General features: G+C 65.4%; 10 protein-coding genes and 1 pseudogene. 3 read left to right on the top strand and 8 right to left on the bottom strand.

The annotated features are described in order from the left end of the window. Positions 1–22 precede the first annotated feature (22 nt). From VD659_RS03840 to VD659_RS03830, 3 genes are all read right to left on the bottom strand, one after another. A complete protein-coding gene (locus VD659_RS03840) occupies positions 23–3,739 on the bottom strand; it encodes a LamG-like jellyroll fold domain-containing protein (RefSeq protein WP_423259799.1) in 3,717 nt (1,238 codons plus the stop codon). Positions 3,740–4,285: 546 nt separating this feature from the next. Beyond that, on the bottom strand, positions 4,286–4,999 hold the full coding sequence (locus VD659_RS03835) for an RES domain-containing protein (protein WP_423259798.1): 714 nt from the start codon (positions 4,997–4,999) through the stop codon (positions 4,286–4,288). Further along, complete coding sequence (locus VD659_RS03830; protein ID WP_423259797.1) at positions 4,950–5,327, bottom strand: hypothetical protein; 378 nt, start codon at positions 5,325–5,327, stop codon at positions 4,950–4,952. The genes VD659_RS03835 and VD659_RS03830 overlap by 50 nt, the downstream gene beginning before the upstream one ends. A 64-nt stretch (positions 5,328–5,391) precedes the next feature. Between VD659_RS03830 and VD659_RS03825 the strand changes: the two genes are divergently transcribed. From VD659_RS03825 to VD659_RS03815, 3 genes are all read left to right on the top strand, one after another. After that, positions 5,392–5,793, top strand: coding sequence for a hypothetical protein (locus VD659_RS03825; RefSeq protein WP_423259796.1), 402 nt, complete (start codon positions 5,392–5,394; stop codon positions 5,791–5,793). Between the two features lie 55 nt (positions 5,794–5,848). Further along, positions 5,849–6,067 carry a hypothetical protein gene (locus tag VD659_RS03820; RefSeq protein WP_423259795.1) on the top strand — a complete coding sequence of 73 codons (219 nt, stop codon included), beginning with the start codon at positions 5,849–5,851 and terminating at the stop codon, positions 6,065–6,067. 75 nt (positions 6,068–6,142) lie between these two features. Then, the gene (locus VD659_RS03815) at positions 6,143–6,724 is read left to right on the top strand and encodes a hypothetical protein (protein ID WP_423259794.1); all 582 of its coding nucleotides are present in this window, start codon (positions 6,143–6,145) and stop codon (positions 6,722–6,724) included. Between the two features lie 32 nt (positions 6,725–6,756). Here VD659_RS03815 and VD659_RS03810 read toward each other — a convergent pair. The 5 genes and pseudogenes from VD659_RS03810 to VD659_RS03790 form a co-directional block, all read right to left on the bottom strand. Continuing rightward, positions 6,757–7,984: pseudogene (locus VD659_RS03810) on the bottom strand (IS3 family transposase). Between the two features lie 154 nt (positions 7,985–8,138). Then, positions 8,139–10,268 carry an alpha-galactosidase gene (locus VD659_RS03805; RefSeq protein ID WP_423259793.1) on the bottom strand — a complete coding sequence of 710 codons (2,130 nt, stop codon included), beginning with the start codon at positions 10,266–10,268 and terminating at the stop codon, positions 8,139–8,141. Positions 10,269–10,333: 65 nt separating this feature from the next. Beyond that, positions 10,334–11,665 carry an extracellular solute-binding protein gene (locus tag VD659_RS03800; RefSeq protein ID WP_423259792.1) on the bottom strand — a complete coding sequence of 444 codons (1,332 nt, stop codon included), beginning with the start codon at positions 11,663–11,665 and terminating at the stop codon, positions 10,334–10,336. Positions 11,666–11,752: 87 nt separating this feature from the next. Further along, positions 11,753–12,688 carry a carbohydrate ABC transporter permease gene (locus VD659_RS03795; protein ID WP_423259791.1) on the bottom strand — a complete coding sequence of 312 codons (936 nt, stop codon included), beginning with the start codon at positions 12,686–12,688 and terminating at the stop codon, positions 11,753–11,755. Continuing rightward, on the bottom strand, positions 12,685–13,584 hold the full coding sequence (locus VD659_RS03790) for a carbohydrate ABC transporter permease (RefSeq protein WP_423260044.1): 900 nt from the start codon (positions 13,582–13,584) through the stop codon (positions 12,685–12,687). Before VD659_RS03790 ends, VD659_RS03795 begins: the two co-directional genes overlap by 4 nt. Positions 13,585–13,587 lie beyond the last annotated feature (3 nt).

The raw sequence follows: 13,587 nt of genomic DNA, 5'->3' as shown, positions 1-13,587 counted from the left end.
AGAAACGTTCGGATTGTGGGGTCTAGCCGTTGGGTCGCTTGAGCTGAGCCAGCTTCGACAATTGGGAGCTGCTCGCCACACCGGGGAGGATCGTCACGTTGGCGATGTAACCGAGCCACATGTTCACTCGGCAAGAGTTGTAGAACCCAGAACCGATCGACAGGGCCCCGCCGCTGGTCTCTCCGCTCGGCACGACGTGCGTTGCGGAGCCGGCCAGTGACGGATTAGAACCAACCAGGATTCGCAGCTGCTGGTTCGACGCGTCCCAGATGCCCGTGACAAAGGTCCACTCGCCGTCGGTGGCAGCGGTGTTCTGCACTGCGCAGTCGGTGACCGCGGCACCGACCTGGTTTCGGATGCAGAACCGGAACTGTCGTCCTACTGAATCTGTTTTCGTCTTCTCCTGCAGAACGAAGGCCGAGTAGGGGCTCCCGCCTTGTTGCGACACGATCGTGTTGTACGAGTTCAACCCTTCGGGCTGTGTTGGTTTCACCCACGCTGACACCGTGAAACTCGTGCGCGTGTCCACTGCGGTGGCTGATGTCTTTATTGCTGTCAGGTCGCGGAGGTACCCGAGCGACGCACCGGTTCCGTATCCCTCGCAATTGGCGTCTCGAGAATCGAAGTGATCATTACCCACGGAGCACCGATAGATCCGGGAGTACTGCAGCGTCGCAACGTCACCGGACGCGATCGCCGGTGGGATCCCGTCCCAAGCCCAACCCAGTGTTGTCCTGACCGTGGTGGCGCCCTCGCAGTCTGACTGCGATGTGGTGAAGTTGTTGCCGTTGCTCTGCGTGCATTCATACAGCAGGTGCATTCCGGAGCGGGGCTTCGGTTGGCCGGTCGTGAGATCGGTCTCGACCGGCGCCATTTGGCCGAGCTGATCTTCCACGTAATAGCCGGCAGGGACCTGGCCTGCTGACACCGCCGCATGCTCGGGCCCGTTCACGCGATCGAACGCGATTCCACCGACGTCCTGCAGCACGGGTATCGCAGTCGTCTGCAAAGGAAGAGTCGCGGTTTGTGAACGCGGAAAACCAGCACCGATGGTCAGCGGCAACGGACTGGCTGCGGTCGCCGCATCAGGGAAGGTGGCCGGGATCGATGGCAGCGATGTCTCGTTTGTGTCCTTCAGCCCCGTACGCCACGCATGCCCAGGACCGGTGACCGCTGCGACGCCTGCTGAGGCCGGCTTACCGAACGAGACCTGGGTGGTGTCCGGCTGAACGTTCTGTGGTTGCCAGGATTGGGCCACGACGTACCGGTCCGTTCCTCCGCGGGCGACGTTGCCGGCCTTATCGAACACCGTGACCCAGAGGGTGGACGTTGTGTCGATCGGAGCCACGGTCACCGTCATCGACAAAGCTCCCTGCGGGAGGCACGACACATGGGCCAGCGCGGCGACCGCCGAACACCCCGGCAAAGCACTGTTCACAGGAACGTCATGGTTTGTGCCCGTGTACATGTAGCCGCCGGGAACCGGGAGCTCCGGTCCACTCGTGGCCGCGGTGCCTTGCCACCAGTACTCAAAGCCCATTACCGCGTCGGCGGCCGTCGTGGTGAACTTCACCGACATTGGTCGACCTACAACGGGCGCCGGGGAGCTCGGGTCCAGGGCAATCGTAGGCAGCGCCGGGGCCGTACTCTTCGTTTTGAAGAAGCACAGTGGCTCGCCGGTGGACCGATCGTGGCCTTGACCCCCCGTGGGGATGTCGTAGCTGTCCCAGGCGGTCGCACTCCATGCGTAGAAGCCATCCGGCAGCGCCCCAGCGGGTATTTGAACGGTTTGCACCGAACCCGGAGTGTGGCTTCCCCCGGAAAGATATCCGGCTGGGGCGCTGGCTGGGATCGCGTTGATCCCCCCGTTGTTGTAGGGCATGATGCGGAATCGGCCCTCCACTCCGTACCCGGTGGCGTCGGGGTCACTGATTGTGGCTGCGAGCGTGAAGGGCAGGGTCGGGTTGATGTATGCGGGATCGTTGAGGGTGCCGCAGGTGCGCGGAGGTGTCAGCATGCCCAAGTTGGTGGGGTCGGCCGGGTAGGAGTTGTAGGTGACCACTAGTTGCGCGTCGAGGTTGAACCGCTTCCATGACTCGTGGGTCTCGTCGCTGGCGGCCAACGCCAGAATGATTGCCTGTCCGGTCCCGTTGTCGGTCACCGCCTGGGTGGCGTCCATGCCTACCCAGCTTTCGCCCGAACAGCCTGGAAGACCAAAGTTCGTGCTCACCACATCGGATGGCCCGTTGTAGACAACTCCAACGGATTCATTCCACGAAGCACCGGCATAGGGAATGTTCGTCGCCCGGAACAACCGCACAGAGGTTGATGCGCACGATGAATTCCAGGACTGACGCACATTGAATCGCGCTTGGAGGATGTGTCTCCCGGAGGCGCCCGCGGTGCTCATCTGCCAGAAGGAGCGTCCCCACTGCTGGAGCCCGTCGCCAGGATAAGGCTGCGTCCATCCTGCCGGCAGGAAACCGACGATTTGGTTGCCTCGGCCGTCGCTATTGTCGGGCACGTTCCAGTAATGGGTATCAGGGTAGGTGGCGTTGATGCTCCATGCCTGGATGTTGCCGGTTCCCCAGTCCGGGTCGATGTACAACGGGTACGTGACATCCGTCGAGGTCGCGGACGCCACGTCGACCGCGACCGTGTCACCTCCGACGATCATTGTGTCCGCCGGAGTTGCTACAGAGTTGCCACCTGGTCCACCCGGTCCGGCATCAGGGTTAGTCGAATCCCAAACCTGGGGGTCGCTAGAGACCAGCATCGTGTCTGCATCGACCTCGCTGACGCTTGGTGCTTTCCCGCGCGCGAGAGCGATGGTGTTCGATCCTTCGGGCGCGGCAACAACAGCGCCGGTATCGCTCTTTGCAAGAGCAGCACCTGAGACGCTGAGTTTCAGCGTTTCCAGGCGCGGATCATTGGCCGCCTCCGCGGCGCGAACGACGATGACTTCCGTCATTCCGATTGCGGTCGCTGTGAGTCGCAGATCCACGTTCGGGAGCACATCAGCGTAAAGGGCCGTGGCGCCATCCAGTGACGGCGTTGGGAGGGTGCCCAGTTGCCAAGACTCGGAGAACCAGTCACCACCCGGCAGCTGAATCTGTGCGATGGGGCCACCTCCGCCGGCCGAGAACCGGACGGGCACCGACGTGGCCTGCGGGGCGACGTACCCGCCTGTGGAGCTGAGGGTTGTATCGACATCGACCCATGCATCGTTGCGCTCAACACGAGAGGGAACGGCGGAGGAGGTGAGTTGGAAGGTCCCGTCGGGCAGGGCCTCCACTAGAGAGGTTTCAGTTGTTTGGCTGTCGACCACCACAGTGTGGTCAAACTGCTGGGCGATCGCGGTGGCATCGGCTTCAGACGAAGCACTGTTGGCGTCGTTTTTGGGTGGGGGTGCCGGTGCATCCTGACCGGGATCTGAAGGAACACCGCCCGTACCTGGTGTGACCTGACCCGATGTGCCGTAAACATCCGAGCTCGTTACCGACGACCCGACATACGCGTCGTCGACTGGAGAATCCGCAACATCGGACAATCCAGCCTGGCCCCCACCTTCGGGCGTCGGACCGTCGTCCTGCGTAGTTCCATCAGTCTGAATATCAGTTGTAAATGAGGACTGTGTTTCGACAGGTTGCGCGAACGCCGGCGCAGAAAGCACCCCCACGAACAGAGCGACCATTACCAGTACAGCGGCAATGAGCCGACCGCGGAAAAACGAACGCACGCGCCAAATCCTTTGTCGCGAGTCAGGTCCCGCATCCCCCTTGCTCTCCCCAGAGCCACTAACTGCACACTAGATGAATAGACGAGTCTTCGGCAATACGCAGAATCTTCACAGTGGGTTCAAAAGATGCCGCTCGGAGTGAGTCGGGATCGGGCGCGAGACTTCGCCGCACGTGCCCGCGGGTATGAGCTCGCACCTTCATGACAAGCGCCGTGCTACTCGTGCTGTCCAACTCTTCCTTGCAGCGTCAATCACAATCTCGAGCTCGTCGCGGCGGCAGGGGAGCATGGGTAGATGGATTAGGTTGTGACCATCATCGGCGCCGTTGCCGAACTGTTCGGCGGGCTTTGGGTGCGTCCGCACAGCATGCCGCCTCTGCTGCAGCGCCGAGAAAGCGCGGAAACACCTCGCCGCCGAGCACTCCGGCTGGGCGATCGTCATGCAGTATCGCGCCTTACTCGAGTATGAACAACGCATCTCACTGTCTAGCCAGACCGAGACTGTCTAGCCAGACCGAGGAGGACCGGTGGATACCGCCCGCCGGGATCAGGCGAAGCTGAGGTGATACAGCTCAGCAATTTCACGGAGCGCCGGATCGACGTAGAGGATGTCACGGGTGTCGTCGAGCACCACGTGGGCGCCATCGAAGACCGCCCAACACTCAAAGTCACCGAGACGCGAGACGTAGCGAATGCCGGCATAGAGCGCATCGCCGTGCTCGTCGGTACGGGAATACACCCAGCCCGCGATGGCGCGCGTAAGCAGGCGATTGGGGCCCCGGACGTGGGCGACATCAAGGTTCTCGAGGTCGTGCTGCAGCAACAGCTCCGGAGCGTGCTCGGTAAGGAAGGTGTGGGTGGCAGGCGCTTCGACGTCGACAAAGGGCAACGACCCAGCGACACGGAATGTGCGGATCCGGCGAGTGGTGACCCAGTCCGCGGGGACCTCGCCTGGAGCTACGCGTCCGGGTTCGAGACCGTGCCTCGTAAGATTTCGCTGGGTGGACGCCTTGCGGCGGAATCCGGCGAGAGTTTCGGCGTAGGCGCCAGCTGCTGTGGTGGCGCCGTAGAGAACGCCCGCGCCAGGCACGTCGAAGCGGTTGCCCGCTCGAGCGTTGAGGGCGTCGACGGGGTTGAGGCGGGAGAAGCGCAGCGGCGGGTCGGCGCGCTCGACTCTGTGGAGCAGGTTAGGCGCTTCTACCGTCGCCGGACTAGCCGGCATTGATGAATGCGCGCGCGGCTGCGAGGACGTCTCGGACATGGCCGGCGGCGATCTCTTCTGCCGGCGACTCATCATCCAGCTGTGGATTCATGCCGATGAACCATGCCCGGGTGACTTCGGGTCCCTCGACCTCGGACAGAAGCTCCACGACCTGAAGGGTGTCGCGCAGCACCTGCTGGTCCTGGGCCGTGGGGCTGGCATCACCAGCGATCCACCGAGACACCGTGCGCGGCTGCTTGTCGGTGATCAACGAGACGACATCCCGCCCCAGCACCTCCTGCAGGCGGGCAACGACAACCGCGGCCGACGAGCGCACCGAGCGCGCATGCGCGACACGATCAACCGGTCGAACATCCAAATCTGTCATGCCGGAAGTCTACGCTTCTGACGCAGAATACGCATCATAGACGTCACCTTCTTTGACACCCGAAATGACCGATAAGAGCGATTGTGTCAATAGCAGGCTGTTGGAGGCATATTCCACTATCGTTACAGCAGGGCACAGATCCCCCCTGCTGCACACGAAGCTGATGAATGACGTGTGGGAACTGGCGAACCGGAAGGCCGCCCTGGCCGCACAGCTGGCCGAGGTCGACCAGCTGCACCGGCAAGCGATCGTCCTGGCACACACGTTCGGAATCAAGCAGCCAATCTTGGCCACGCTCAGCGACGTGACGCCGGGCCGGATCTCGCAGATCGTTCAGTCGACCGAGATGCCGGATGCCGGCCCTGACAAGTTCCACGCCGAGGTCTATCGGACACTCGAGGGGGCGACGACCACCGCGAGCGAATCGAACGCGCGATCGCGAAAGGGAACCCCGAAGCCGTCGTAGAGAAGTTCGAACTCGTGCACGGCCACTCCCCCACCTCGAGGCGGCCGGCACGCTCGTGAGACTATTCCTGGCGCGCGGCACCCAAGACGACCACTACTGGGTCGTCCAGGAACTCGACGGCACCCTTATCGAGACACCCTGGCGGATCGAACACGAGCCGGATGGGTACCGGCTCAGCAATGCCGACGACACCGAGCTCACAGTACAGGTGCACGCGCTCGGCTCCTTCGAAACGCCCGAACTCGCTATCGGCGCGCTCCGGAGCGTCCTGTAGCCACCGCACCTGTTATTGCTACTGCGCGCGGCATCGAGGTAGACGAGTGAGGTTCCAACCCGGTAAGCATGGTTCGTGACGACCCTTTGGACAGTGATAGTGGCGGCCGGCGGGATTGTCATGTTGTTCTGGGTCAAGGACCAGCCCTGGGCCAGCGAGAGCACGATCATCGGGTTCGCGATCATCACAGTTCTTGGAACCGTCGTGGGAAACAGAATTACCATCGCTCTCAGCAAACTGCCGAAGCCGTCCCAGAGGACTGCGATCCCGAGTGTGCCCGCATCATTCACACGGAGCACAACGAAACAGCACTTCGCGCCACCCCCGCCCGAAGCGGCGCCGCGATCATTTCTCGTGAAGGCCGGGGCTGTTCTCGCCATTCTCGGAACCTACATACTGCTGGCCGCTGTGTTCGGAGCCCTCGCCACAGGTTCAACCCTGTTTAACGGGGTCTATTGGGATGCCGACCTGAGACCCGGTATGTCATCGCCCCTGCTACCTGTTTTCGGTATCGCTTTGGTGCTCCTGTGGTGCCTTGGAAGCTTCGGAGCGGGCGCGCTGATAGGGCGTGTAACAGAAGCGGACGATGGCCTGCCCGGGACGGTGATCTGCGCGATCGCATTTTGGCCCGCCATGTTCCTGTCGGCATATACATGACGGCGCCGAATGAATCGGCCTGGCTTTCGTTCCTATAGGGAGCCTTGTCCGGCAGATACCGGACCAGCTGATTCGAGGTCAGCGTAGTACGCCGTCTCGACCTCGGCGGGGGTGCGCATATCGAGCTCGCCATGAAGGCGCTGGTTGTTCCACCACCACACCCGTTCGAGCGTCGCGAGTTCGACCTGCTCAACGGTCCGCCAGGGGCCGCGCTGGCGAATCAACTCGGTCTTGTAGAGGTTGTTCACGGCCTCGGCCATCGGGTTATCAAACGAGTCCGCGACCGTTCCGGTCGAGGGGACAACGCCGAGCTCGACGACCCGATCGGTGTAGACCATCGCCATATAGTTCGACCCGTGGTCGGAGTGGTGCGTGAGTCCCGCGAGGTCTCCGCCAGCGTTCCAGGCCGCCAAGTCGAGTGCCTGCCGCGGCAGAATCTCTGCGCGCAACGTCGATGCCACGTTCCACCCAACGATGCGGTGCGAGTGGACGTCTGTGACGAACGCGAACCCACTCCAGGTCGCGACGTAGGTCACGTCGCAGACCCAGAGCCGTCTGGGTGCCGGTGCTGTGAACGACGATTCACGAGATCGCTCGGCAGCACGGTCGTCTTGTCGGAGCGCGTCGTGAACACCCGTTTCGACTTGCGCACGCCGCGGACCCCGGCGATGCGCATGAGGCGTTCGGTCTGGTCGCGGCCGATGTCCCAGCCCTGCCGGCGCATCAGGGCGTGCATCTTCCTGCGCCCGTAGACGCCGTAGTTCTCCGCATGCAGCTGAGCGACCTCCGGCGCGAGTAGCTCGTCTTTCAACTGCCGTGCCGATGGCGCACGATCGGCGGCGGCACGGCAGTCGCGCGCGGTGAGGAAACCCTGGACTGCCGGTCGGAGGACCCGGCAGATGAGCTCGACCCCGAAACGATCCCGATGTTCGTTGATGAACCGGATCATCTCGGTCAAGGGCGGTCGAGCTCCTTGGCGAAAAACACGCTCGCGGCCTTGAGTATCTCGTTGGCTTTGCGCAGCTCAGCGTTCTCCTTCGGCAGCCGCTTGATCTTCGCCGCGCCATCGGTCGTGAGCCCGGGCTTCACCCCGGCGTCGACCTCGTAGCGGCGCTGCCACAACCGCAGCGTCTCTGGGCTCATCCCGAGCAGCCCGGCGACATGCCTGACGGCGCTCATCATCGTGGGGTGCGACGGCCGCGTCTCCGCGAGCATCCGCAACGCCCGCTCACGCATCTCCGGCGAATACTTCCTGTTCATCGTCTTCCATCCTTACTAAAAGAACGGAACGAAAGTCAGGCCGATTCAAAGAGCGCTGGGATTGCGACCGAGCGCAGGACGTCCCTGCATGGAATGGAGACGACCTGATCGTCAGCGAACGTCAGTGGATGAACGCGCTAGCGGTGCGCAGGGCTCAGACCGCCTCGACGTGCAGCACCAGGGCCTCCTCGGGGGCCAGGAGGGGCATCGGCAGGCCTGCCACGGCGAGCGACTGCCCCGACGCCACCACTGACCCAGCCGCAAACCACGGCGGCGGCGCATCCTGGACGAAGCGGGGCGCTGCGCCGAGGTCGACGGGAGTCACGCGGTAGTGGAGCGTAGGGTCGATCCCCGGGAAAACGGTCGGCGCAGGCACCGCGTCCCGCGTCGACCCCACCGAGACCACCGCGAACAGCGCGGATGCGCGGTCGGGCGCCACGACGCCGTGCACGAAGCGGGCGGAAGGCTCGGGGGAGTCGCCTCGCACCACGACGCCGCTGTGCAGCAGCCCGCGGAAGCGCTTGTAGGCCGCGATCCAGCGCGCCACGGCCGCGCGTTCGGCATCCGTCGCCCGGGTGAGGTCCCACTCGATGCCCGCGTGGCCGAACAGCGCCGTCGCGAATCGGAAGGCGAGCGAGTGCGTGCGCCCCGTGGTGTGCGCGGTGGCCGCCCCGAGGTGCGCGCCGAAGTACTCCGGCGGCACGAGCAGCGACGTCCAGCGGTAGATCGCCTGCCGCTCGAGCGGGTCGTTCGTGTCGCTCGGCCACACGCGGTCCACCCGCGCGAGCACGCCCAGATCGACCCGGCCGCCGCCCGAGGAGCACGACTCGATCTCCAGGCCCGGGAAGCGCGCCCGCAGCTCCTCCATCAGCCGGTAGGTGGCGAGCGTCTGCCGGTGCGCCGACCCGCCGAGCTGGTCGCGGTTCTGGTCCCACTTCAGGTACGCGATGTCGTACTCGTCGAGCAGCGCGGAGAGCTGCCCGAGCACGTGCGCGAACGCCGCCGGGTTCGCCAGGTCGAGCACGTGCTGATGGCGCCAGGTCAGCGAAGAGGCATCACCGAGCACCCACTCCGGATGCGCCCGCGCCGTCTCCGAGTCCAGGCTCACCATCTCGGGCTCCACCCACAGCCCGAAGTCCATGCCGAGCGCGTGCACGTGGTCGATGAGCGGATGCAGGCCTCGCGGCCACTTCACCGGATCGACCACCCAGTCACCCAGCGCCCGCCGGTCGTCGGTGCGTCCGAGCATCCAGCCGTCGTCGAGCACGAACCGCTCCACGCCCGCCGCCGCTGCGGTGTCGGCGAGCTCGATCAGGCGCGATTCCGAGTGGTCGAAGTACACGGCCTCCCAGGTGTTGAGCAGCACCTTGCGGGGAACGGCGGGGTCGGTGGGCGACAGCGACCGCGCGAAGGGATGCAGCCGGGCCGTCAGACCGTCGATGCCGGCCGACGACCACGCGGCCACGAGCCACGGCGACTCGTAGCTCTCGCCGGGCCCGAGCACGAGCTCGCCCGGTTCGAGCAGCTCGCCGCCGCCGAGGCGCTGCTGCCCGGTGGCCTGCGCCTCGGCGAAGAGCTGCTTGTCGCCGCTCCACGCGAGGTGCACGGCCCACACCTCGCCGCTGCGGAAACCGAAGCCGGGCGTGCCGGCCATCATCACGAACGGGTCGTCGTGGCCGGGGCGGCCGTGGCGCGTCTCGCGCAGCCAGGTTCCGTGGGTCAGCGCACGTCGTTGCGGCTGCCGCTCGCGGGGCCAGCGCCCGGAGAAGTCGAGGATCTCGCGAGCGCGGCCGGGGAGCGGCAACGCCAGATCGAGGGAGGCGAGCGGCGCGGGCGCGGCGCCGTCGTTGTGCACGGCGGCGCGCATCCGGAGCACGCCCTCGGCGGTGAGTTCGAGGTCGAGCGTGACGCGGAGGCCGCCGGATGCGCGGTCTGCCTCGGCAGTGAGGGCCTCGGATGCGCGGTCTGCCTCGGCAGTGAGGCCCACGGATGCGCGGTCTGCGGCGGCGAGGCCACCGGATGCGCGCCCCTGCGAGAGCGTGAACCGCACCGCGTTCGGCGACGGCTCCTCGACCTCGGCCAGCGCGAACACCGGCGCAGGGAAGGCCCCCGTGAGCGACGGCCGGCCCGACCAGCCCTCGGCGAGCCCGGCGAGCATCGATGGCCGCAGCGGCACGTCGATCGAGCTCGGCCCGACGGCGGGCACCTGCGACTCGGCGAAGGCCACAGCCTCCGCGGGGGTGAGGGCGCCGAGATCGGCGCCCCAGTGAAGAACGGCGGGCACCGCCGTGGGGGGGGSGTCCAGCAGAACGCTGGAACCCGCGSCACGGAGGTGGATGAGGCGAGAGGTCACTGCACCACGGGGATGCTCTGCGCCTTGAGGGCGGCGATCGTCTTGTCCTGACCGGTCTGCAGCGCATCGCTCAGCGTTCCCGTGCCACCCAGCACCTGGCCGAAGCCGTCGGCCACGTCGGCGTAGGTCTGCGTCATCGTCGGGCCCCAGGTGAAGTCGGGGTTGACCTGGCTGGAGGCCTCGGCGAACACGTCGTAGATCTTCTGGTCACCGTAGAACGGTACTCCGTCGGCCAGCACCGGCAGCGACAGGCCGGCCTTCGTGGCGGGGTAGAGGTTCGCCTCCTTGTTGAGGGCCGTGAGGGCCTCGTCGGAGGTGTTCAGCCAGAGAGCGAACTGCGCGGCCTCGTAGGGGTGCTTCGAGCCCTTGAGCACGGCGGTCGACGAACCGCCCCAGTTGCCGGCGGCCTTGTCGCCCGCCTTCCACTGCGGCATCGGTGCCACGGCCCAGTCGCCGGAGGTGTCGGGCGCGCCCGAGGAGATGGAGTTGGCGCCCCAGACGGCCGAGATCCAGGTCCAGTCCGAACCGGTGTTGTAGGCGTTGTTCCACTCGTCGGTCCACGCGGGCACCTTCGACACGAGGCCGCCGGAGATCAGGTTCTGCCAGTAGTCGGCGACCTTGGTGGACTCGGGGCTGGTCAGCGACACCTTCCACGAACCGGTGGAGCTGTCGAACCACTGGCCGTTCGCCTGCCAGACGAGACCGGCGAACCAGTTCACGTCGTTCTGCGGGAAGTTCGTGATGTAGCCACCCTGCTGACGGATGGCGGCGGCGGCGGTCGCGTACTCGTCCCAGGTGGTCGGCACGGGGATGCCGGCCTTCTCGAACAGGTCCTTGCGGTAGTACATCGCCATGGGGCCGGTGTCCTGCGGGATGCCGTAGACGGCGTCGTCCTCGCCGAAGGTGACCTGGTTCCAGGTCCAGTCGATGAATTTGCTCTTGCTGTCGAGCACGTTCGCGCAGGACGCGATGTTCTCGAGGCCGTCCTGCACCCGGAAGTTGGGGAGCGCGTCGTACTCGATCTGGCCGAGGTCGGGCGCGTTGCCGGCGGTGATCTGGTTGAAGAAGTTCTTGTACGTGCCGCCGTTGCCGTTCGGGCCGGTCTGCACGGTGACCTGGATGTCCGGGTTCTCGGCGTTCCAGAGGTCGACGACCTTGTCGATGCCGGGGATCCACGACGTGAAGCTCAGTTCGACCTTTCCGTCGGACGGAGCGCAGGCGGCGGCGCCCGAACCGGAGGTCGAGCCTCCGGAGGAGGCGCATCCGGTGAGGGCGATCGCCGAGGCGACACCCAGCGCGACGATGCGCATGCTGCGAGTGAGGTGCATTGCTTTCCTATCTCTCTTCGGTGATGGTGAGGGGATCGAGTGATGGTGTTCGGGTCTGGATGCGGCGAGCGAGTTGCTGCCGGCCGGCTACTTGAGGCTTCCGCTGCCGAGTCCCGACTGCCAGAAGCGCTGCAGGCTGAGGAACGCGATGACGAGCGGGATGATCGAGACGAAGGCGCCGATGATCACGTAGGTGCGGATCTCGGGGATCTGGTTGACCTGCGAGTTCCAGGTGTAGAGACCGAGGGTCACTGGGAACAGCGACTCGTCGCGCAGCATGATCAGCGGCAGGAAGAAGTTGTTCCAGATGGCCACGAACTGGAACAGGAAGATCGTCACGAGGGCGGGGGTCATCAGGCGGCGGGCGACCGTGAAGAAGGTGCGCACCTCGCCCGATCCGTCGATGCGGGCGGCCTCGAGCAGCTCGTCGGGCACGCTCGCCGAGGCGTAGATGCGGGCCAGGTACACGCCGAACGGGTTCACCAGGCTCGGCAGGAACACCGACCAGAAGGTGTTGGTGGCGCCCACCTGGCTGAAGATGAGGAACAGCGGCAGCGCGAGTGCGGTGGCGGGCACGAGCACGCCGCCGAGCACCACGTTGAAGATGAGCTCGCGGCCGGGGAAGCGGTACTTCGCCAGGGCGTAGCCGCACATCGCCGAGATGACGGTGCCGATGAGGGCGCCGGCGCCGGCGTAGAGAACGCTGTTGAGCATCCAGCGCAGGTAGATGCCGTCGTTGTAGGCGAACAGCTGGCCGATGTTCTGGAAGAGGTTGAAGTCTCCGAACACCAGGCCGTTGGTGTTGCCGAACTGCTCGCGGGTCTTCGACGCCGAGGTGAACAGCCACCACACCGGCAGCAGGAAGTACACCGTCGAGACGAGCATCACGATCATCGCGGCGGTGCGCGACATGAGCTTCTCGCGCGGGACCCGGGCTCGGCCTCGGCCGGTGTGCGGCGCGCTGGGGGTGCTCGATGCGCTCGGCGTGCCCGATGCGCTCGGGGACAGGACGGGGGCGCTCATGCGTCAGCCTTCCGCTGGGTGAACTTGAGGAACGCGAACGACATGGCGAAGGTGGCCAGGGCCAGCACCACCGACATGGCGGCCGCGAGGTTGACGTTCGGCACGGCCGAAGTGGCGTAGACGGCCATGTTCGGCGTGAAGGTGCTCGACACCGAGCTGGTGAAGCTCCGGAACACCTGCGGCTCCGCGAGCAACTGCAGCGTGCCGATGATCGAGAAGATGGCGGTGAGGGTGATGGCGGGCACCACGAGCGGGATCTTGATGCGCAGCGCGATCTGCAGCTGGCTCGCCCCGTCGAGCTTCGCGGCCTCGTAGATCTCGCTCGGGATCGCCAGCAGCGAGGAGTAGATGATGAGCATGTTGTAGCCCACATAGACCCAGGTCACGACGTTCGCGATGGCCCAGAGCACGAACTGCGGCGAGAGGAACTCGAACGAGCCGGTGAGCGCGGTGAACGGCGAGAGGTTGGGGGAGTAGAGGTAGCCCCACATGATGGCGGCGATCACGCCCGGCACGGCGTAGGGCACGAAGTACGCCAGCCGGAAGAACTTCTTGCCCTTCACGAGCGGCGAGTCCAGCAGCAGGGCGAGCACCAGGGCGAAGCCCAGCATCACCGGCACCTGCACGACACCGAACAGCAGCACACGGCCGACGGATGCCCAGAACGCCTCGTTCTGGAACACCGCGACATACTGCGTCAGCCCCCCGAACACCTCGACCGGCGGCCCGAAGGTGCCGTCGCGCTGCACCACGAGCAGCGACTGGTAGACGGCGTAGCCGATCGGCAGCAGGTAGAACAGCGCGAACAGCACGCCGAACGGCGCCAGGAAGAGCAGGATCGCCCGCTTGTGCTTGACGAGCGGGCGCGCCGATCGTGCGGGCTTCGCGGGTTTCAGGAC

The sequence above is a fragment of the Herbiconiux sp. 11R-BC genome, assembly GCF_049472555.1.
In the GTDB taxonomy this organism is placed as follows: Bacteria; Actinomycetota; Actinomycetes; order Actinomycetales; family Microbacteriaceae; genus Herbiconiux.
Note: the sequence above shows the minus strand (reverse complement) of the source record. Positions and strands in the feature narration are given on the sequence as shown.